We start from the raw sequence: 20671 nt of genomic DNA on the forward strand, positions 1-20671 counted from the left end.
CAGCCGGGCACAGCCCAAAGCAGTGCTCCGCGAAAAACCAAGTGGGTTAACGGGGTGGGGTGGTTAAAAGTTATCTTTGCGTTGGCGCACTTCTGCAAAGACGTCCGCCGCTGCTGCTCCACTCATATTTATGGCGCGGGCCAAGACTTGCAAGTCTGCGCGCAGATATGGGTTGGTCTCTTTTTCCTCACTTAAACGTGATGGCACGGTGGGCAGTCCCTTTGCACGCTTTGCACCTACCCGTTCGGCAAGGGCGTGAAGCGCTTCGTTTTCGGGCTCAATGGTCAGGGCAAAAGCCAGATTGGCTTGCGTATATTCATGGCCCGAACAAACCCATGTGTGATCTGGAAGTGCGCGCAGGCGTTGCATGCTGTCCCACATCTGCGCGGGCGTTCCTTCAAACAGACGTCCACAGCCCAATGTCATTAAGCTATCGGCAGTAAAGACGCATTCAGCGTCCGGTGCGTGAATGGCGATGTGCCCCACCGTGTGACCGGGGACATCAATGATGTGACACGGCGTGTCAGACAACATGATCTCTGCGCCCGCGTTAACGGCAATATCAAGGGGTGGCAGGCGGTGCGCATCAGCGGCGTTGCCCACTACTTTACTGCCAAAGGCGGCTACCAGCTCGGCCAGCCCGTCCACATGATCGTTGTGGTGGTGTGTGATCACAATATGCTCAAGCCCCCACCCACGGTCTTTCAAGACAGTCATAATGGGCGCGGCTTCGGGCGCATCAATAAGCGTGGTGCTGCCGGTGACGGCATTATGGATCAAAAACGCATAGTTATCATTGACGCGAAACACGCTTGGGTCGACCCGCGTGTGGATCATCACAACCTCCAACGCGCCGCGTGTGGTGACATGAAAAGCGATTTCGTTGGATGGCTGGTTTTTGGTCATAATATCTGTAACTCTCGCAGGTAGCTTATTCGTGAGGGCAGGGCCGCTGGTCTGTCTAACGTATCTTTCAGAGGCCGCGCTGCAATGCATTTAGACGTGCTTGATCTGAAAACCTTTTATTACCGCAGCCAGTTGGGGCGCGCGGCGCAGGCCGCTGTGCGTGGCAAGCTGCTCCAAATGTGGCCCGAGGCCGAACGTCAAACTGTTGTGGGCTTTGGTTTTGCGGTGCCCTTGTTGCGTCCGTATCTGGCGGATGCGCGCCGCGTGATTGGCCTGATGCCCGGCCCGCAAGGGGTGATGGCGTGGCCTGCGGGCATGCCTAATGTATCTGTGCTGTGTGACGAAACGGCTTGGCCCTTGGATACGGGTGTTGCCGATAAGCTGGTAATGATGCACGGGCTTGAAACATCCGAACGTCCGTCAGAATTGCTCCAAGAAGCGCACCGCGTGTTGGGGCCGGGGGGGCGGATGATCTTGGTGGTGCCCAATCGTGCGGGGCTTTGGTCGCGCCGTGACCGCACACCGTTCGGCTATGGGCGTCCCTACACGCTTGGTCAACTTGAGGCGCAGGTCAAACAGCACGGCTTTGTGCCAGAGCGTCACCTGACTACTCTTTACCAACCACCGTCGGCAAAACGGGTCTGGCGCAAGACAGCGCCCGTGTTTGAGCGCATCGGAAGTCAGATGCCCGTGGGCATGGCAGGCGGGGCGATCATGTTGGAGGTCTCAAAGCAGGTTTATGCACCGCGCGGCACGGCCACAAAAGACAAAGTGAAATCGCGCCTCAAGGCGTTAGATGGAATCGCTCGACCCGTCCCGAAGCCCGTATAAACGACTTTGCGGCGTCGGATGCCGACAAATTCTGGCCCGAACTACCCAAAAACACCGATAAATCCGCTAAAATGTTAACGCGAACATTAGCCGCAGGGGTGCCGTCTTTGGCTAAGTTATTGAAATATATAGATATGCTTGTTTTTCATTGATCGCCGAGAGGTGTTGCGAGGTGTGAGAGGCTCTGCTATCCCCCCCCTTGATTTCTGGGTGTGCCACACGGTGCGCCATCAATCGCTGCCTGGGGTGTGGAGCTTCCACCGAATAGGCGGCCTAAGACATCGGAAGGGTGGACGTGTCAGAACCAGCTTCGATCTCAATGGGTATTGCAGACCGCTATGCCACGGCAGTTTTTGAAATTGCCAAAGAGGGTAAGAAAGTTAAAGCACTCGAAACCGACCTTGCATCGCTGACAGATGCGCTGGCGGTAGACGACTTTAGCAACCTTATCTCCTCGCCCATGATCAGCCGCGAAGAGCAGGCAGGCGCCATTGTTGCCCTTGCCAAGAAAATGAAATTGTCTCCAACAGTGTCCAACACGTTGAACTTGATGGCCACTAAGCGCCGTTTGTTCGTGTTGCCACAATTGGTGACCCGCCTGCGCGAAATCATCGCGCAAGACAAAGGCGAAGTGACCGCCGAGGTTGTTACAGCGAAAGCTTTGACAAAAACCCAAGCGGACAAACTTGCGAAAACGCTGAAAGCCAGCGTTGGTAAGACTGTCACACTCAATGCGACCGTTGATGAAAGCCTCATCGGCGGTCTTGTCGTTAAAGTGGGCTCGAAGATGATCGACACGTCGGTCAAATCCAAGCTCGATGCACTCCAAAACTCCATGAAAGAGGTCGGATAAATGGGTATCCAAGCTGCAGAAATCTCTGCGATCCTGAAGGACCAGATCAAGAACTTTGGTCAAGAAGCAGAAGTGGCCGAAGTTGGCCGTGTTCTTTCCGTAGGTGACGGTATTGCCCGCGTCTATGGTCTGGACAACGTTCAATCCGGTGAGATGGTTGAATTCCCAGGTAACATCATGGGGATGGCTCTGAACCTTGAAGCAGACAACGTTGGTGTTGTTATCTTCGGTTCTGACCGTGACATTAAAGAAGGCGACACTGTTAAGCGCACAAAGTCCATCGTGGACGTGCCTGCTGGTGACGCACTGCTTGGCCGCGTTGTTGACGCGCTTGGCAATCCACTTGACGGCAAAGGCCCGATCAAAGGCTCTGAGCGCCGCGTCGCGGACGTAAAAGCGCCTGGCATTATCCCACGTAAATCAGTTCACGAGCCAATGGCGACTGGTCTGAAATCCGTGGACGCGATGATCCCGATCGGCCGTGGCCAGCGCGAGCTGATCATTGGTGACCGTCAGACAGGTAAAACAGCTGTCGCTCTCGACGCTGTTCTGAACCAAAAAGTTTACAACGACGCCGCAAAAGACGACAGCGAGAAGCTTTTCTGCATCTACGTTGCTGTTGGTCAAAAGCGTTCAACAGTTGCTCAGCTTGTTAAGAAGCTCGAAGAAACTGGTGCGATCGAATATTCTATCGTTGTTGCGTCAACTGCGTCCGAGCCTGCTCCAATGCAGTTCCTTGCACCATATGCTGCGACTGCGATGGCAGAATACTTCCGTGACAACGGCAAGCACGCGCTGATCATCTATGATGATTTGTCCAAGCAAGCTGTGTCATACCGTCAAATGTCACTTCTTCTTCGCCGTCCACCAGGACGTGAAGCGTACCCAGGTGACGTTTTCTACCTTCACTCCCGTCTGCTCGAGCGTTCATGCAAATTGAACGAAGACAACGGTTCCGGTTCTTTGACGGCGCTGCCGATCATTGAAACCCAAGGTGGTGACGTTTCTGCGTTTATTCCAACCAACGTGATTTCCATCACCGACGGTCAAATCTTCCTTGAAACAGACTTGTTCTTCCAAGGTATCCGCCCTGCGGTTAACACCGGTCTTTCCGTGTCTCGTGTTGGTTCATCTGCGCAAACAAACGCAATGAAATCAGTTGCTGGTCCGGTTAAACTCGAGCTTGCTCAGTACCGTGAGATGGCAGCCTTCGCACAGTTCGGTTCCGATCTGGATGCGGCCACACAGCAGTTGCTGAACCGTGGTGCACGCCTGACCGAGCTGATGAAGCAACCACAGTACGCACCTTTGACGAACGCCGAAATCGTCTGCGTCATCTTCGCGGGTACCAAAGGCTACCTCGATAAAGTTGCTGTCAAAGATGTTGGTCGTTACGAGGCAGGCCTTTTGGCTTACCTGCGCAGCGAAAAAGCTGACTTGCTGGATTGGATCACAAAAGAAGATCCAAAAATCAAAGGTGAAGCTGCGGACAAAATCAGCGCCGCACTCGACGCTTACGCCGCTGACTTCGCTTAAGGAGAGACAAGGCAATGCCAAGTCTTAAGGACCTTAAAAACAGGATCGAGTCGGTCAAATCGACCCGCAAGATCACAAAGGCTATGCAAATGGTGGCCGCCGCAAAACTGCGGCGGGCCCAAGAAGCAGCCGAAGCCTCGCGCCCCTACACAGAACGGTTTAACGCCGTGATGGCAGGGCTCGCGGCATCCGTGGGTGGCTCTGATAGTGCGCCCAAGCTGCTGTCTGGCACCGGAAGCGATCAAACCCACCTGCTGGTGGTGATGACGGCTGAACGTGGCCTGTGCGGTGGATTTAACGGCAACATCTCAAAACTGGCGCGCGGTCACGCACAAAAGCTGGTTGCTGAGGGCAAAACCGTTAAAATCCTGACCGTTGGTAAAAAAGGGCGTGACGCTCTGAAACGCGATTTGGGTGATCACTTCGTGGGCCACGTTGACTTGTCTGAAGTCAAACGCGTGGGCTACGGCGATGCTCAAGGTGTTGCACAAGACATTCTGACACGCTTTGACGCGGGTGAGTTTGACGTTGCAACGATCTTCTTCGCGGAATTCCAAAACGTCGTCACACAAATCCCTACGGCGCAACAAATCATCCCCGCTTCTTTTGATGCAGCGGATGAGGCGGGCGGCGATGCAACGCTCTATGACTACGAACCTTCAGAAGAAGCCATCTTGGCCGACCTTCTGCCTCGTGGTGTGGCAACTGCTATTTTCAGCGCTTTGCTGGAAAATGGCGCGTCAGAGCAAGGTGCGCGGATGTCCGCAATGGACAACGCAACCCGCAACGCCGGCGAGATGATCGACAAACTGACCATTCAGTTCAACCGATCACGCCAAGCTGTGATTACCAATGAATTGATCGAAATTATTTCGGGCGCGGAAGCGCTCTAAGAACCGGAGAATAGACACATGGCAAATGCAAAAGGCAAAATCACGCAGGTGATTGGCGCCGTTGTCGACGTGCAGTTTGAGGACGCTCTTCCCCAGATCCTCAACGCGCTGGAAACAGACAACAACGGCAAGACGCTGGTCCTCGAAGTGGCTCAGCACCTTGGTGAAAACACAGTGCGCACCATCGCGATGGACGCAACAGAAGGCCTCGTTCGTGGCCAGGCCGTTACCGACTCAGGTGCGTCCATTGTTGTGCCCGTAGGCGATGCAACACTTGGCCGCATCATGAACGTTGTAGGCGAGCCAATCGACGAAAAAGGCCCAATTGGTGCCTCTGAAACACGTTCCATCCACGCTGAGGCGCCCGAGTTCTCCGAGCAGTCAACAGCGTCGGAAATTCTTGTGACAGGCATCAAGGTCATCGACCTTCTGGCGCCATACTCCAAGGGTGGTAAAATTGGTCTGTTCGGTGGTGCGGGTGTTGGTAAAACAGTTCTCATCCAAGAGCTCATCAACAACATCGCGAAAGTGCACTCTGGCTACTCCGTGTTTGCGGGTGTGGGCGAGCGTACACGTGAAGGTAACGACCTTTACTACGAATTCATCGAATCCGGCGTTATCAACGCAGACGACCTGACGAAGTCCAAAGTGGCCCTCGTTTACGGTCAGATGAACGAGCCTCCCGGTGCGCGTATGCGTGTTGCCCTGTCAGGTTTGACAATGGCCGAGCAGTTCCGTGACCAATCCGGTACAGATGTTCTGTTCTTCGTCGACAACATCTTCCGCTTCACACAAGCGGGTTCCGAGGTGTCTGCGCTTCTGGGCCGTATTCCTTCCGCGGTGGGCTACCAGCCAACACTCGCAACTGACATGGGTCAGATGCAGGAACGCATTACGTCAACAAAATCAGGCTCAATTACGTCTGTGCAAGCGATTTACGTGCCTGCGGATGACCTTACCGACCCTGCGCCGGCTACGTCATTTGCTCACCTTGACGCGACTACGGTTCTTAACCGTGCGATCTCGGAAAAAGGCATCTATCCTGCGGTTGACCCACTCGACTCCACATCACGTATCCTCGACCCTGCTGTTGTAGGCGAAGAGCACTACGCGGTTGCAGCCGAAGTGCAGCAAACCCTGCAACGCTACAAAGCGCTGCAAGACATCATCGCGATTCTCGGCATGGACGAGCTTTCCGAAGACGACAAACTGACTGTTGCACGTGCCCGTAAGATTGAGCGCTTCTTGTCACAGCCATTCGACGTTGCGGAAGTGTTCACCGGTTCACCCGGTGTTCAGGTGCCACTCGAAGACACAATCTCGTCGTTCAAAGCGGTTGTTGCCGGTGAATACGACCACTTGCCAGAAGGCGCCTTCTACATGGTTGGCGGCATCGACGAAGTGATCGCAAAGGCCGAAAAAATGGCAGCAGAGGCGGCCTAAGATATGGCAGACACCATGCAATTCGACCTGGTCAGCCCCGAACGTCGCCTCGCGTCGTTCGGTGTGACCGAGGTCCAGATCCCAGGTGCGGATGGGGACATGACGGTTATGGCCGATCACGCCTCAACCATCACCTCTCTGCGCCCCGGTGTTCTGACAGCCACGGGTCCCGAAGGGACGCGCCAATACCTCGTGACTGGCGGTTTCGCCGAGATTTCACCCAACGGCACATCCGTGCTGGCGGAACGTGCGATCTTGCGTGAGGACGTCACACAAGCAGACATCGACGGCATGGTTGCAGACGCAACTGCGGCCCGCGACGCTGCTGGCCCGGATGCAACTGATGCTGCTGCCAAAACACTGGCAGACATCATTGCAATGGGTGGCGAGATCGGCATCACGGCAAGCTGATCATACCGACGACAAAATGATCAAAGGCCTCGCATTCGGTTGCGGGGCCTTTTTCGTTTTCCTATTGTTTACCCATAGCCCGTATTTTCGGCGGACCAGCCGAACCCGTTAACGAAAGCCGCCCATGAAACGCCTCGACAGCCATACACTTGGGATAGAACAGGGCGAGCTTGTCTTGTTCTCTGATTTTCAGGCCGGTGGTGATATGTGGACGGGCAAGGGGGACCGTATCGTGCGCCGCCGCGTAGAGTTCTCAGAGGCCTTCCGCAAAGCCCCAAGTGTCTTGGTTAACCTCAGCATGTGGGACACGGATCACGCCACGAACACCCGCATGGACCTACGCGCTGATGATATAACCGAACGTGGCTTTGACGTGGTGTTCCAAACATGGGGCGACACGCGCGTGGCCCGTATCCGCGTGGGCTGGACCGCCATGGGCATGCTTCACGAAGACGACGATTGGGAACTTTATTAACCCCTCCCGTATGCTGCCCGCCTATTAACCCTACCGTGCGCCCAAAATTATTTGGCGCAACACCCCGATGACCCGTGATATACCTTAGGACGCTAGCACATACCGGATCGGATCCTGACGCCGCTTTACCCTTGCGGGTGTGAGGTCAGACCAAGAAGACAGCCCCCGCTCGGGCATATTGGGCCAAAGGTCGTTATCCAAACCATCCTTGATGGCGCCATCATTTCCGGCTTTTCAAACGTAGACGCGAGCCAGATATCTCGCACTTAGCTACCACCAGACATGAAAAAACGCCCCGCCAAATTGGCTGGGGCGCTTCTTGTGCTACCAAAATACCGACGTGTGTGCGCCGCGTCTTTGGGCTTAGTCCGTTGAGTATAGACCTTCGTAGATTGGGCCTAAGGTGTTGGTTTCGAACAAAGAACTCACGCTTGTGCCGCTCCAGATGTTCAGGATCGCCTGCGCGAAAATTGGTGCTGTTGGCACGATCCGGATGTTGGGGCAATTCTTAACCGCTTCTGTCGGCTGAATTGAATCCGTGATCACCAAAGATTTCATGACCGAGTTGCTGACCCGCTCAATCGCAGGGCCGCTCAACACACCGTGGGTGATATAGCTGTGCACTTCCGTGGCGCCGTGCTCAAGCAGCACTTCGGCCGCTTTGCACAAGGTTCCCGCCGTGTCACAGATGTCGTCCACGATGATACAGCGTTTGCCCGTCACATCCCCGATCACTGTCATCTCAGCCACTTCACCGGCTTTCTCGCGGCGCTTGTCCACAATCGCCATGGGCGCGCCGATGCGTTTTGCCAACTCGCGCGCACGGGATACACCGCCCACGTCAGGCGAGATCACCATCACGTCGCTCAAATCGCCAAATTGCGATTTCACGTCCAGCGCAAAAACAGGGCTGGCATACAGGTTGTCCACAGGAATATCGAAAAAGCCCTGAATTTGCGTGGCGTGCAGATCAAGGGTCAGAATGCGCTCAATCCCCGCGCCGGTCAGCATATTCGCAACCAACTTGGCCGAGATCGGCGTGCGGGCTTTCATGCGGCGGTCTTGGCGCGCATAGCCGAAGTAGGGGATCACGGCAGTGATGCGTTGCGCAGATGAACGGCGCAGCGCGTCGGCGATGATCAGCAGTTCCATCAGGTTGTCATTGGCCGGACGGGACGTGCTTTGCAGGATGAACATATCCTCGCCGCGCACGTTCTCGAAAACTTCTACAAAAACCTCACCATCGTTAAAGCGTTCTACCCGTGCATCTACGGGCTTTACGTTCATTCCGCGGTGCATCGACATGCGGCGCGCAACCGCGTTGGCCAGCGGTTTGTTGGCGTTCCCCGAGATCAGTTTGGGTTCAGTAATATTGGGCATGGTGTTTGGTCCTGTGGAGCAGCTTTATGACAGAATCGTGACATTGCGCACCTCCTAACATGTCACTACGGTCGCGCATAGTTTCATACGTCAAACAACAGGATATCCTATGGCTCATATTGACTACTATCTGGCGACGATTTCTCCTTTCACATACATGAACGGCACCCGCGTCGAGCAGATTGCAAAAGCACATGGTGCGACGCTGACATATAAGCCGCTTGATATCATGGGTCTTTTCGGCGCCACTGGTGGCACGCCGCCCAAAGACCGCCACATCAACCGTCAGGAATACCGCCTGCAAGACATGGCACGACGCGCCAAGCTGGCGGGTCTGCCGCTGAACCTTAAGCCTGCTCATTGGCCCACAAACATGGCGCCAAGTTCCTATGCGATCATCGCAGCACAAAACGCAGGCGGCGGCGATCTTGGTGCGTTCGTTCACGCGCTGACACGCTCGTGCTGGGCCGATGAAAAAGATATCTCGCAGACAGACGTCATTGCTGCGTGCCTGACCGAAGCGGGCTTTGACGCAGGTCTGGCAGAAGCGGACATGGTGAACAGTGCCGACACATACGCGCGCAACCTCGAAGAAGGCGTGGCAGCTGGCGTCTTTGGCGCGCCGTTCTTTATTGTCGACGGCACCGAGCGTTTCTGGGGCCAAGATCGTCTTGATGATCTGGACGCATTTCTTGCTGGCAAACTCTGATCGGCCATCGGCTGTGACGTGGTCGCCCGTAAGGCGGCCCAATTAATAAAGAAAGCCCCCCGCCTTGGATATCAGGCGGGGGGCTTTTGTTTGAGAAGACTGATTGCGATCTGCTTGCTGCTAGCCGCCGCTGATCAGCTCAAGAAACGTGTCAACGTCGCGCTCGGTGGTGGACCATGACGCCACAGCCCGCGCGCCCAACAGCGCATCGGGGTCGCCCGCAAGATCGTGATCAAAGGGCCAGAAATAATATGCAGCACCGGCCGCATGGGCCTTTTGGTGTCCCTTGCGCGGCCAGCGGGCAAACACTTGGTTGGCGTCCGTGGGGTGCAGCAATTCACCACCTTCAATTTGCAAAATACCATCACTTAGCCGCTTGCCCATGGCGTTCGCGTGACGTGCCATCTCAAGCCACAGATCGTCTTTCAGATAGGCGTTCATTTGCGCGCTCAGATAGCGGTGTTTGGAGAAAAGATGTCCCCCCCGTTTGCGCCGCAACTCGAATTCCCACGCCACTTTGGGATCAAACAGGATAACTGCTTCCACGCCCAAACAGCCGTTCTTGGTGCCACCAAAAGACACCGCATCCACGCCTGCTTTCCACGTCATTTCAGCCGCGCTCGCACCCGTGGCCACAAGCGCGTTGGTAAAGCGTGCGCCGTCCATATGCACCCCAACGCCAAAGCTGTGGGCCACATCTGCAAGGGCGCGCACTTCGGCGGGGGTGTAGGCCGCGCCCGCTTCGGTGAGGTTCGTCAGGCTGAGGGGGCCGCGCTGTGGGTTGTGCACCCCAAGTTGGCCGGTTTTCTCGATGGCGGCGTGTAGCGCGGCGGGGCTGAGTTTGGCGTCATCCCCGTCGATTAATTCAATCTTGGCACCGCCTGTGTAAAACATCGGCGCGCCGCATTCATCGACTTCGATGTGGGCCTCGCGGTGGGCAAAAATGGTCTGCCACGGCTGGCACATACACGCCAGCGCCAGCGCATTTGCCGCAGATCCGGTGGCCACCAAATAAACGGCGGCCTCGGGGGCCTCAAAGACGTCGCGGATTTGTTGGCGCACTTCGTCCATGATCGGGTCCGAGCCATAGGGCATCGCGTAATCGGCATTGGCCTTTTGGACCGCTTCCATGATCTTGGGGTGCGCGCCGCTTGAGTTGTCTGATGCGAAATACATGAAAGCATTACCTTTCTGGCTGTGATGCGGTGTTGCGGGGCGGTTTTGTGAAGCGGCGCGCTTTGGCCGCTACGTCTCCGCCATACATATTGCGTTAAGCGCTACCTGAGCGGCAAATCTACTCGGGGTCAATGATGTGGTCTTCCCACTCGTCCTCGTGAACCTCGTTTTCAGGCACGGTCCACCCCTGCACGGACACGCCTGCGTCATGCACGGTTTGCGCGCTGCCGCTGATAAGCGGGTGCCAGTCATAGAGCGGGGCCCCTTGGGCGCGCAGCTTATAGGCGCATGTGCGCGGCAACCAATACATGTGGTCTGCGATGGTTTTGGGCGTCAGCACGATGCATTCGGGCACAAACTGATGGCGGATGTCATACTGGCTGCATTGACAGGTTTCCCCGTCAAGCAAGCGGCACGCCACGCGGGTGGTCACCACTTGGCCGGTGTCTTCGTCTTCAAGTTTGTTCAGACAGCATTTACCGCAACCGTCACACAGCGCTTCCCATTCTTTGGGGCTGAGCGCGGTCAGCGGCTTTTCCCAAAACGGCTTAGACATCGGCCAGAATTTCGCGGGCTTTGGCGCAATCCGCGTCCATTTGGGTGATCAACGCCTCAAGGCTGTCGAACTTCAATTCGGGGCGCAAGAAATCCACCAAGGCCACGGAAATTTCCGCGCCGTATAAATCACCCTTAAAGTCAAAAATGAACGTCTCGCAATTTGGCACGTTCTCGCCAAACATGGGCCGCACGCCGATGCTGGCCGCCCCTGTGTAGCTGCCCGCGTGCGGCCCGTTCAGAACGTCTGCCTTGACCGCGTAAACCCCAAATTTGGGCGGGTGACGGCCGTCGATGGACATGTTGGCAGTGGGGTAGCCAAGGTCGCGGCCACGCTGATCGCCGCGGATTACCTCGCCCACGATCCGGTGCCAGTGCCCCAACATTTCGGCGGCCACGCGCGGGCGGCCATCGGCAAGGGCGGCGCGGATGTTGGTACTTGAAACTTCGCCTGCATCAAGTGCCACCATCTGTGCGATTGTCACGCCAAAACCCATTTCTGCGCCAAACGCCTTTAGGGTTTCTGCGTTGCCGCTGCGGCCTTTGCCAAAGCAAAAATCCTGCCCCACGACCACATGATCAAGGCCAAGCTGATCGCAGATCACCGTCTGTGCAAAAGCCCGCGCATCCAGCTCGGCCAAGGCTTTGTTGAATGGCACTTCGAACAGACGTTCGACCCCCAGTTTATCCAAGCGGTTTGCCTTGGCCTCGGCGTTCATCAGGCGGAACGCGGGCGTGGCGGGGGCAAAGAAATTGCGCGGATGCGGCTCAAACGTCATGATCCCAAGGGGCACGCCGCGGCGTGTGGCCTCGGCGCGGGCAATGTCGATCACCGCTTGGTGGCCAAGGTGCACCCCGTCGAAATTACCAATGGCAGCCACGCCACCACGGTTGTCGGGATCAATGAAATGAGTGTCTCGGATGATGCGCATGGGCCAAGGCGTAGCGCCCGTGCGCGCGCTGCGCAAGCGCTAGTCGAACTTGCGGCTTGGGGCCATTACAACGGCTTCGCCTTTGAGGACTTTCTTGCCGTTGATTTCGCAGTGGGTCTCCATGGTGACGCGGCGTTTAGGGATGTCCATGTCGGTCACAGTAACCACAGCGTTCACCATATCGCCCGGGCGAACGGGGGCTAAAAACTTAAGCGTCTGGCCAAGATAGACCGTGCCGTGGCCCGGAAGCTGTTCGCCGATGACCGCACTGATAAGGCCCGCAGTCAGCATCCCGTGGGCAATGCGCCCCTCAAAAATGGTGTCGTTGGCATAGTCGTCATCAAGGTGGACCGGATTATGATCCGTTGAGACTTCGGCGAACATCTCAATATCGCGGTCAGTGATGACCTTGCGCAGATTGCGGCTCATGCCGATTTCGATGTCTTCGATACAGATCGTGCCGCGAGGTGCGTTATCCAACATTGCGAGTATCCCAAAGTAACAATTGCGCTATTCGAGATAAATACACGCAATAAAATTACTTTGCAACTGCAGAATAATTTATATGCAATTTATCGCAGGTATCCGATGGTGTAGCTGGGATTGACCATTTCGCCTTGTAAATAGGCCTCAAGGGCGGTCGCGTCTGGTTGGGTGTCTGTTTTGGTCTCGGCTTTGGCCAAGCCACCGCTGATGAACAAACAGTCAAGATCTTCGCCCATGGCACCGGCAACGTCGGTGATGATTCCATCGCCAATGGCCAGAATACTGCTGTCGGACACGTTGGGGCGCAGGGCCGCAAGGCGGCGGCGCGCAAGATCATAGATGGGCGGGTGCGGTTTGCCGAAATAGAGGCTCTCGCCGCCCATTTCCGTGTAAAGAGCCGCCAGCGCACCGGCGCACCACTCGCGCCGTTCGCCGCGGTCCACCACGATATCGGGGTTGGCACAAAGCAGCTTCATGCCTTTTTGTTTGGCATACAGAAATTCGGGGCGCATCACGGATGGATCAGCTGTGGGGTCCATTGGGCCACAGCACACGATGCCATCGGCTTGATCCAGCGGAACTTGGGTGATGGTGACGGGCGCGTCGATGACGTTGAGCGGTCTGAAGAACGACTGGTCGTGATCCTCGCCGATGAAATAGACTTTTTCGCCAACAACACCGCGGAACATTGCGGCGCGGGCACTGTCGCCTGACGTGGCGATATCGTCCCAACAATCCCGCGGCAGGCCCATGCCATCAAGTTGATCGGCCACAGAGGCGCGCGGGCGCGGAGAGTTGGTGACCATGATTACCGTGCCGCCTTGGGCCTTGAACGCCTGAAGGGCGGCGACGGCTTCGGGGAAAGGGGTGATGCCGTTGTGCACACAGCCCCAGAGATCGCAAAACACCGCTGAATACTGATCGGAAATTTCGGACAACTGCGTAACGATCTGGGACATGGGATGTCTTTCTGGCGGTGTGGCCGTGGCAGGGGGCGGGGGAGGGGACGGGTAGCGAGGTGTGGTGCGGAAAACTGTGCTGGCGCGCAAGGTTTTCTCCCTGCGCGCCAAAGGTGGGGGATTAAGCCAGCTTGAGGTTCGGGATGATCTGTTTTTTGCGGCTCATCACGCCCGGCAGAACCACGCTGTTACCAGTGACTGTTGCGCCGAATGATGCCTCTGCCACAGATTTTGTCAGCGCGTTGGGCACCAGCATGGTGGCTTCTTCGTTCAGGATGTCGACCACAAAGAGCAGCACCTGATCCACACCGTCTTCGCTTGCCACAGTTGTCATGCTGTCCATCAAAGACGCCGCGCGGTCCAGCACGATGGCGGGCTTTGTGGTTTCCAGAACAGACACGCGGAATTTAGTGCCGTCCACGGCGTATTCCTTGCTGTCCATGCGCAACAACTCGGCATCGCTAAAGGCGCTGACGTCTGATTTGGCGGCGAACATTTCATCGGCGTAGGCGTCAAGGTCAAGGCCCAGGTCGGCGGCCAGAGCGCGGGCCAGATCCGTGTCTGTCTGTGTGGTTGTCGGCGAGCGGAACGCCAGCGTGTCAGACAAGATACATGACAGCATAAGGCCTTTGATTTGCTCGGGCATTTCGGCGGCGTGTGCGCCCATCAGATCGTGCATGATCGTGGCAGTGCACGCCAGCGGGCGGATGGTGATGTCGATGGGGCCTGCGGTTTCCAGACCACCCACAAGTTTGTGGTGATCGATGATCGCCGTGACGTTGAGCGCGTTGATGTTGGCGGGCAACTCGGCGGGGTTGTTGGTGTCCACAACGATGCAGTCCTGACCGTCTTCAAAAGCGTCGACGATGTGAGGTTTGCTTGCATTCCAACGGGTTAGGACAAATGCGGCCTCTGTGTTCGGCTCGCCCAGAAGAACGGCGCGCGCATCACCGCCGGTGTGGTTGATGAACCATTCCCAGATCAGCGGAGCGCCGGTGCTGTCTGTGTCGGGGGATTTGTGGCCGAAAATCAAGGTCGTCATTGGAGGGTCTACCCTTTAAAAATGGAGTGCTTTTGAGGGCGTTATAGGCCCAAGCAATGGCCTTGTCACCCGCTCGCATCGATGGCTAGGATGCGGCGTTATGAGCACCAGCAGCACCCCCGCGAAAATCAAGGAAACGGACCTTTACGGGCCGGTCAAAGCGTTCCTTGAAGGGCAGGGCTACGAGGTGAAGGGTGAGATTGGCGCAGTGGATGTTCTGGCGCTGGGCGGTGAGGGGCAAAGCGGTGAGCCGTTGATTGTGGAATTAAAAACTGCCTTCTCTTTATCGCTTTTTCATCAAGGAGTTGCGCGATTATCGGTCAGCGACCTTGTGTATGTTGCAGTGCCCTATCAAAGCGGTAAACGCTGGCGCGCGGGGCTGAAGGCGAACGTGACGCTGGCGCGCAGGATCGGGCTTGGCATCATGACCGTGCGTCTTGAGGACGGGTTGGTGCAGGTGCATTGTGATCCGGTGCCCTACGCGCCGCGCAAAAATGCCAAGCGCAAGACGGCTTTGTTAAAGGAGTTTGCCAAGCGCAGCGGTGATCCCAGCAAAGGCGGGGCGACGCGGGCGGGCTTGGTGACCGCTTACCGGCAGGACGCCATCAAAATTGCAGCGCATCTGGCGGATCACGGGGCGAGCCGTGGCACAGATGTGCGCAATGCGACAGGAGTGGCGCGCGCTACAACTATGATGCGCGACAACCACTATGGGTGGTTCGAAAAAGTGACGACCGGTGTTTACGACCTAAGCGATACGGGCCGCGCGGCAATAGAAAGTTAGGGCAACAGCGCCCATGGTGGCGGGGTTGCCGTGCTTACTGGCCGGTGCCTTCAGGGGCAGCGCCATCGCCGTAAAGCAGATCAACGGTTGATTGGGGCACAGAGACTTCGACGGCATTATCGGCTGAACTGTCCCCGATGAAACCAGAACAGCCCGACAAGGCAGTGATCGCAAGCAGACAGAATGTAGAGAGTAAACGCATAGACTTATCCTCGAACCAATTAAGAATCTGCACACAGCGTGTGTGCTTGTCCGCTTTTGGACAACAAAAAACCTAATAATTGATGAATTTGGGCTTAATTCGCGCCTTAATTGCTAAATTGGCAATATTTCGTGAACAGTAGCGCGTGAATCTTAGGAATTGTTTTACCTTCGCATGGGCATTTAACCCCAAGGCGTTGTGTTTGGCTGTTGTGACACTTGGTTTTTGTAGAGGAATTTTCGTTCGTGACTGAGCTTTAATTTACGCAAAATAGACGGTGTTTGACCGTTTGAATTTTAGTGCAAAAGAATCTTGGGAGGGCCTGTTGACACCTTCATGGACGCTGCCTAACTATCGCTCGTTAGCACTCGCCCTGAGTGAGTGACAAGAATTGAAACTTGAAGCTAAGGAGCTGCACAGATGGCACTTAAACCACTTCATGACCGTGTATTGGTCGAGCGCGTGGAAAGCGAAGAAAAAACAGCGGGTGGCTTGATCATCCCTGAGTCCGCAAAAGAAAAGCCTGCGGAAGGTGTGATTGTTGCTGCTGGTGAAGGCGCACGTAAGGACAGCGGTGAGCTGATCCCAATGGCCGTCAAAGAAGGCGACAAAGTTCTGTTCGGCAAATGGTCCGGCACAGAAGTGACTGTCGACGGCAAAGAGCTGTTGATCATGAAAGAAAGCGACGTTCTGGGCATCCTGTCCTAAGCGCTTCTCTTTTAAGTTCATATAAATACACAAGATTTTAAGGAGCATTTGAAATGGCTGCTAAAGACGTCAAATTCGACACAGACGCCCGCGACCGTATGCTGCGCGGCGTAAACACGCTTGCAAACGCGGTTAAAGTTACGCTCGGCCCCAAAGGTCGCAACGTAGTTTTGGACAAATCATTCGGCGCACCGCGCATTACCAAAGACGGTGTATCTGTAGCCAAAGAGATCGAGCTTGAAGACAAGTTTGAGAACATGGGCGCGCAGATGGTCAAAGAAGTGGCCTCACGCACCAATGACGAAGCTGGTGACGGCACAACAACTGCTACAGTACTTGCACAAGCCATCGTTAAAGAAGGCATGAAGTCTGTTGCTGCTGGCATGAACCCAATGGACCTGAAGCGCGGCATCGACCTTGCAACTGCAAAAGTTGTAGAAGCGATCAAAGCGGCAGCACGCCCTGTTTCTGACAGCGACGAAGTTGCACAAGTTGGTACCATCTCTGCAAACGGCGAAATTGAAATTGGCCGTCAAATCGCGGACGCGATGCAAAAAGTGGGCAACGAAGGCGTTATCACTGTTGAAGAGAACAAAGGTCTGGAAACAGAAACCGATGTTGTTGAAGGCATGCAGTTCGACCGCGGTTACCTGTCACCCTACTTCGTGACAAACCCAGACAAAATGACAACCGAGCTGGAAGATTGCTTGATCTTGCTGCACGAGAAAAAATTGTCTTCACTTCAGCCAATGGTTCCACTGCTTGAAACAGTGATCCAGTCCGGCAAGCCACTTCTGATCATCGCAGAAGACGTAGAAGGTGAGGCGCTTGCCACACTCGTCGTCAACAAACTGCGTGGCGGTCTGAAAATTGCAGCTGTTAAAGCACCTGGTTTCGGCGATCGTCGTAAAGCCATGTTGCAAGACATTGCGATCCTGACTGGCGGCCAAGTGATTTCCGAAGATCTGGGCATGAAGCTTGAGTCGGTCACAATGGACATGCTGGGCACAGCCAAGCGCGTTGCGATCACCAAAGACGAAACAACAATCGTTGACGGTGCTGGTTCCAAGCCAGAAATCGAAGCTCGCGTGACACAAATCCGTCAGCAGATCCAAGAAACAGACAGCGACTACGACCGTGAGAAGCTGCAAGAGCGCGTTGCCAAACTGGCAGGCGGTGTTGCCGTTATCCGCGTCGGCGGCATGTCAGAAGTAGAAGTAAAAGAGCGCAAAGACCGCGTTGATGATGCCCTGAACGCGACACGTGCCGCTGTTCAAGAAGGTATCGTTGTTGGTGGTGGTGTTGCTCTGGTACAGGCTGGCAAATCGCTTGACGGTCTCGAAGGTGCAAACAACGATCAAAACGTTGGTATTTCGATTGTGCGTAAAGCCATCGAAGCGCCACTGCGTCAGATTGCTGAAAACGCCGGTGTTGACGGTGCAGTTGTTGCGGGCAAAATCCGTGAGAGCGACGACAAATCGTTCGGTTTCAACGCACAAACTGAAGAATATGGCGACATGTTCAAGTTCGGCGTCATCGACCCGGCAAAAGTATGCCGCACCGCGTTGCAAGACGCAGCGTCTGTTGCATCGCTTCTCATCACAACCGAAGCAATGGTTGCTGATAAGCCAGCGAAAGACGGCGGCGCACCAGCAGGCGGCATGCCTGACATGGGCGGCATGGGCGGCATGATGTAATCACCCACAGTTTCCCGGTTTCGGGAAATGGGTGACGCATCTGCGTTCACGAAAATTGGGGCCTCTCCTGTGTTGGAGGGGCCCTTTTTGTTTGCCTGACGTGTTCTGGTGTCAGATCGTCTTGTCACGCAGGGCGCGGCGCGCGGCAGGTGGTGCTGGCGGTGTGGGGGAAGATACCGTAGGCATATCTCAGAAAATGAAAGTGACCGCCTGATGCGCCTGATCCTGTTGATATGCCTAACGATGCTTGCGTTTGCGGCGAACTCTTTGCTGACACGCGCGGGTGTTGTGGCCGGTGCGGACCCGATGCAGTTTGCGGTGCTGCGGGTTGTGGCAGGGGCGGTTACGTTGTGTGGATTGGTTGCGCTGCGCGGGCGGAATGCGGGCGGTGGTTTTCAGCTTTTTGCGGTTCAGCGCGTGTTTGGGGCGCTCGCTTTGGTGACGTATCTGATTGGGTTTTCCCTCGCGTACCGTGTTCTTGATGCGGGGCTTGGCGCGCTCATTTTGTTTGGTGTCGTGCAGATGGGATTGTTCGGTTATGCCCTTGCGCGCCGACAACCGGTTAGCATTTTTCGTTGGAGCGGCATGGGGTTGGCCATGGTTGGCCTTGCGTGGTTGGTCTGGCCTGTGCCCGCCGCTGCGGGCGAAACGGTGGTGCGTGTTGACCTTTGGGGGGGCTGTATGATGGCTGTCGCGGGTCTTGCCTGGGCGGCCTACACAGTTAACGGGCAGGGCGCGCGTGACCCGTTGGGCGCATCAGCGGGTAATTTCGCATGGGCAGCCGTTGGGATGTTGCCGGTGTTGGTTTTGGTGCCAAGCGGTGCGATGCCCCTGATTGGCGCGCTTAGCGCAATCGCGTCCGGGGCCATCGCTTCTGGTTTGGGGTACGCGCTTTGGTTCAAGGTTTTGCCGCAGATCCAGACAACCACCGCCGGCATCGCACAGCTAAGCGTGCCGGTCCTTGCCCTTGTTTTGGGCGCGGTCCTTTTGGGCGAAGTACCGGATGTCCGCGCGATGCTTGCGGCCTCTGTGGTCATCGCAGGCATCGGGGTTGCGATGATCCCAAGCAGGGCGCGGGCCTAGCCGTTCGTTACGGTGTGATGAAGTTAACGTGGCCCATTTTGCGGCCCGTTTTGACGTCTGCTTTGCCGTAAAGATGCACCGCTGCGTTTGAGCCAAGCAAGGCCGGCAGCCGGTCCATATCATCCCCAATCAGGTTTTCCATCCGCACGTCGCTGTGGCGTGTGCCGTCGCCCAATGGCCATCCGGCGATGGCGCGGATGTGCTGTTCAAACTGGCATGTGGTACAGCCGTTTTGCGTCCAGTGGCCAGAATTGTGCACGCGCGGGGCGATCTCGTTTACGACCAAACCTGTTGGTGTCACAAAAAGCTCAAGGCCCATGACGCCTACGTATTCAAGGGCGTTCAGGATTTTCGCGGCCATCAAAACCGCGTCCATCCGCTGGGGCGCGGGGACAGTTGAGGGCACCGTGGTCGTGCGCAAAATGCCATCTGAATGCACGTTTTCGCCCGGATCATAACAGACCACTTCGCCCGATGGGCTTCGCGCAGCGATGACGCTGATCTCGCAGCTGAACGGGACAAATCCTTCTAGAACGCAAGGCGCGCCTTGGACCGCTTCAAGGGCGGCGGCGGCTTCAGAGATGTCGTTGATGCGGACTTGGCCCTTGCCGTCATAACCAAAGCGGCGGGTTTTCAAGATCGCTGGCGTGCCGAAAGTTTCGAGCGCTTTGGTTAATGATGCCAAATCGGTGATGTCCGCATATGGCGCAGTGCGCAGGCCCAAGCCGCTGAGGAAGTTTTTTTCGGTCAGGCGATCTTGGCTGGTTGAAAGCGCTGCGCGGCCCGGCCGGATTGTGCTGTGATCCTGGATCAGATCAAGCGCCGCCGTGGGGATGTTTTCAAACTCATAGCTGACCACATCAACAGAGCGCGCAAAATTCAACAGCGCGTCAGCGTCGTCATAGGCGGCTTTGAAATGGTAATTGGCCACGTGCGAGGCAGGGCAGTCACCGGCGGGTTCAAAAATGCAGGTCTTGAAGCCAAGGCGCGAGGCCGCAACGGACAACATCCGCCCCAGCTGACCGCCACCCAAAATGCCGATTGTCGCGCCTTGGGGCAATGCGCCCGCGGGCAGTGTCGCGGTGTCAGTCATCTGTTGGCTCCTGCGGGATGGATGCGGATAAATCAGCGCGCCATTTATCGAGGCGTGCGGCCAGCGCATCATCAGATGTGGCCAAAATGCCGGCGGCCATCAGGCCTGCGTTTGCAGCACCTGCCGCGCCAATCGCCATGGTCGCAACCGGATATCCTTTGGGCATTTGCAGGATGGAATAAAGGCTGTCTACACCCGAAAGCGCCTTGGTTTGAACCGGCACACCCACCACTGGCACGCGGGTTTTGGACGCCATCATACCGGGCAAATGGGCAGCACCACCGGCACCTGCGATGATCACTTTGAGGCCACGCTCTACGGCAGTTTTGCCGTATTCCCAAAGCCGGTCAGGGGTGCGGTGCGCCGAGACGATCTTGGTCTCATAGGCGATGCCCAATTCATCGAGGATTGTTGCTGCGTTTTTCATGGTGGGCCAATCGCTTTGGCTGCCCATGATGATACCGACTGTGATGGACATGGCGCGTCCCTTTTCGTGGTGTTGATCGCGCGGGGCGGT

General features: G+C 56.2%; 23 protein-coding genes. 12 read left to right on the forward strand and 11 right to left on the reverse strand.

Features of this window, described 5'->3' with window-relative positions; translation table 11 throughout:
• Nucleotides 1-63: 63 nt before the first annotated feature.
• Nucleotides 64-837, reverse strand: coding sequence for a hydroxyacylglutathione hydrolase (gene gloB / locus NIG5292_RS10135; RefSeq protein ID WP_048599488.1), 774 nt, complete (start codon nt 835-837; stop codon nt 64-66).
• A 153-nt stretch (nt 838-990) separates the two neighbouring features.
• On the opposite strand from gloB, the gene NIG5292_RS10140 reads away from it, so the two are divergent.
• From NIG5292_RS10140 to NIG5292_RS10170, 7 genes are all read left to right on the forward strand, one after another.
• The gene (locus NIG5292_RS10140) at nt 991-1737 is read left to right on the forward strand and encodes a class I SAM-dependent methyltransferase (RefSeq protein WP_048599425.1); all 747 of its coding nucleotides are present in this window, start codon (nt 991-993) and stop codon (nt 1735-1737) included.
• A 295-nt stretch (nt 1738-2032) separates the two neighbouring features.
• The gene (locus NIG5292_RS10145; RefSeq protein ID WP_048599489.1) at nt 2033-2590 is read left to right on the forward strand and encodes a F0F1 ATP synthase subunit delta; all 558 of its coding nucleotides are present in this window, start codon (nt 2033-2035) and stop codon (nt 2588-2590) included.
• The gene (gene atpA, locus NIG5292_RS10150; RefSeq protein WP_048599426.1) at nt 2591-4126 is read left to right on the forward strand and encodes a F0F1 ATP synthase subunit alpha; all 1536 of its coding nucleotides are present in this window, start codon (nt 2591-2593) and stop codon (nt 4124-4126) included. It begins immediately after the preceding gene.
• Nucleotides 4127-4140: 14 nt separating this feature from the next.
• Nucleotides 4141-5019 carry a F0F1 ATP synthase subunit gamma gene (locus NIG5292_RS10155; RefSeq protein WP_048599427.1) on the forward strand — a complete coding sequence of 293 codons (879 nt, stop codon included), beginning with the start codon at nt 4141-4143 and terminating at the stop codon, nt 5017-5019.
• A gap of 18 nt (nt 5020-5037) precedes the next feature.
• Nucleotides 5038-6462, forward strand: a complete 1425-nt coding sequence (gene atpD / locus NIG5292_RS10160) for a F0F1 ATP synthase subunit beta (protein ID WP_048599428.1) — start codon at nt 5038-5040, stop codon at nt 6460-6462.
• Nucleotides 6463-6465: 3 nt separating this feature from the next.
• Nucleotides 6466-6873, forward strand: coding sequence for a F0F1 ATP synthase subunit epsilon (locus NIG5292_RS10165; protein WP_048599429.1), 408 nt, complete (start codon nt 6466-6468; stop codon nt 6871-6873).
• Between the two features lie 124 nt (nt 6874-6997).
• Nucleotides 6998-7348 carry an H-type lectin domain-containing protein gene (locus NIG5292_RS10170; RefSeq protein WP_048599430.1) on the forward strand — a complete coding sequence of 117 codons (351 nt, stop codon included), beginning with the start codon at nt 6998-7000 and terminating at the stop codon, nt 7346-7348.
• Nucleotides 7349-7711: 363 nt separating this feature from the next.
• Here NIG5292_RS10170 and NIG5292_RS10175 read toward each other — a convergent pair whose 3' ends face one another.
• Nucleotides 7712-8728, reverse strand: coding sequence for a ribose-phosphate pyrophosphokinase (locus tag NIG5292_RS10175; protein ID WP_048599431.1), 1017 nt, complete (start codon nt 8726-8728; stop codon nt 7712-7714).
• Between the two features lie 109 nt (nt 8729-8837).
• Here NIG5292_RS10175 and NIG5292_RS10180 point away from each other — a divergent pair, with 109 nt between their 5' ends.
• A complete protein-coding gene (locus NIG5292_RS10180; protein WP_048599432.1) occupies nt 8838-9437 on the forward strand; it encodes a 2-hydroxychromene-2-carboxylate isomerase in 600 nt (199 codons plus the stop codon).
• A 120-nt stretch (nt 9438-9557) separates the two neighbouring features.
• On the opposite strand, the gene NIG5292_RS10185 is transcribed toward NIG5292_RS10180, so the two are convergent.
• The 6 genes from NIG5292_RS10185 to NIG5292_RS10210 all read right to left on the reverse strand — a co-directional run bounded on the left by NIG5292_RS10185 (nt 9558) and on the right by NIG5292_RS10210 (nt 14587).
• Nucleotides 9558-10613: a threonine aldolase family protein gene (locus tag NIG5292_RS10185; protein WP_048599433.1), complete on the reverse strand. Its 1056-nt coding sequence runs from the start codon at nt 10611-10613 to the stop codon at nt 9558-9560.
• A gap of 118 nt (nt 10614-10731) precedes the next feature.
• The gene (locus NIG5292_RS10190; RefSeq protein ID WP_048599434.1) at nt 10732-11169 is read right to left on the reverse strand and encodes a YcgN family cysteine cluster protein; all 438 of its coding nucleotides are present in this window, start codon (nt 11167-11169) and stop codon (nt 10732-10734) included.
• On the reverse strand, nt 11162-12100 hold the full coding sequence (locus tag NIG5292_RS10195) for a bifunctional riboflavin kinase/FAD synthetase (RefSeq protein WP_048599435.1): 939 nt from the start codon (nt 12098-12100) through the stop codon (nt 11162-11164). The genes NIG5292_RS10190 and NIG5292_RS10195 overlap by 8 nt, the downstream gene beginning before the upstream one ends.
• A gap of 39 nt (nt 12101-12139) precedes the next feature.
• A complete protein-coding gene (locus tag NIG5292_RS10200; protein WP_048599436.1) occupies nt 12140-12583 on the reverse strand; it encodes a MaoC family dehydratase in 444 nt (147 codons plus the stop codon).
• Nucleotides 12584-12672: 89 nt separating this feature from the next.
• On the reverse strand, nt 12673-13545 hold the full coding sequence (locus NIG5292_RS10205; protein WP_048599437.1) for a TIGR01459 family HAD-type hydrolase: 873 nt from the start codon (nt 13543-13545) through the stop codon (nt 12673-12675).
• 121 nt (nt 13546-13666) lie between these two features.
• Nucleotides 13667-14587, reverse strand: a complete 921-nt coding sequence (locus NIG5292_RS10210) for a manganese-dependent inorganic pyrophosphatase (protein WP_048599438.1) — start codon at nt 14585-14587, stop codon at nt 13667-13669.
• A 100-nt stretch (nt 14588-14687) separates the two neighbouring features.
• Between NIG5292_RS10210 and NIG5292_RS10215 the strand changes: the two genes are divergently transcribed.
• A complete protein-coding gene (locus NIG5292_RS10215) occupies nt 14688-15371 on the forward strand; it encodes a DUF2161 domain-containing phosphodiesterase (protein ID WP_177193438.1) in 684 nt (227 codons plus the stop codon).
• 34 nt (nt 15372-15405) lie between these two features.
• Here NIG5292_RS10215 and NIG5292_RS14955 read toward each other — a convergent pair whose 3' ends face one another.
• Nucleotides 15406-15573 (reverse strand): hypothetical protein, encoded by a 168-nt coding sequence (locus tag NIG5292_RS14955; protein WP_158441657.1) that lies wholly within the window; start codon nt 15571-15573, stop codon nt 15406-15408.
• Between the two features lie 420 nt (nt 15574-15993).
• On the opposite strand from NIG5292_RS14955, the gene groES reads away from it, so the two are divergent.
• The 3 genes from groES to NIG5292_RS10230 all read left to right on the forward strand — a co-directional run bounded on the left by groES (nt 15994) and on the right by NIG5292_RS10230 (nt 19061).
• Nucleotides 15994-16281: a co-chaperone GroES gene (gene groES / locus NIG5292_RS10220; RefSeq protein ID WP_048599439.1), complete on the forward strand. Its 288-nt coding sequence runs from the start codon at nt 15994-15996 to the stop codon at nt 16279-16281.
• Nucleotides 16282-16334: 53 nt separating this feature from the next.
• Nucleotides 16335-17978, forward strand: a complete 1644-nt coding sequence (groL, locus tag NIG5292_RS10225) for a chaperonin GroEL (protein WP_048599440.1) — start codon at nt 16335-16337, stop codon at nt 17976-17978.
• Between the two features lie 213 nt (nt 17979-18191).
• Nucleotides 18192-19061, forward strand: coding sequence for a DMT family transporter (locus tag NIG5292_RS10230; protein ID WP_048599441.1), 870 nt, complete (start codon nt 18192-18194; stop codon nt 19059-19061).
• Nucleotides 19062-19068: 7 nt separating this feature from the next.
• Here NIG5292_RS10230 and NIG5292_RS10235 read toward each other — a convergent pair whose 3' ends face one another.
• Nucleotides 19069-20154, reverse strand: a complete 1086-nt coding sequence (locus tag NIG5292_RS10235) for a 5-(carboxyamino)imidazole ribonucleotide synthase (RefSeq protein WP_048599442.1) — start codon at nt 20152-20154, stop codon at nt 19069-19071.
• Nucleotides 20147-20632 (reverse strand): 5-(carboxyamino)imidazole ribonucleotide mutase, encoded by a 486-nt coding sequence (gene purE / locus NIG5292_RS10240; protein WP_048599443.1) that lies wholly within the window; start codon nt 20630-20632, stop codon nt 20147-20149. The genes NIG5292_RS10235 and purE overlap by 8 nt, the downstream gene beginning before the upstream one ends.
• Nucleotides 20633-20671 lie beyond the last annotated feature (39 nt).

This window comes from Nereida ignava (assembly GCF_001049735.1).
In the GTDB taxonomy this organism is placed as follows: domain Bacteria; phylum Pseudomonadota; class Alphaproteobacteria; order Rhodobacterales; family Rhodobacteraceae; genus Nereida; species Nereida ignava.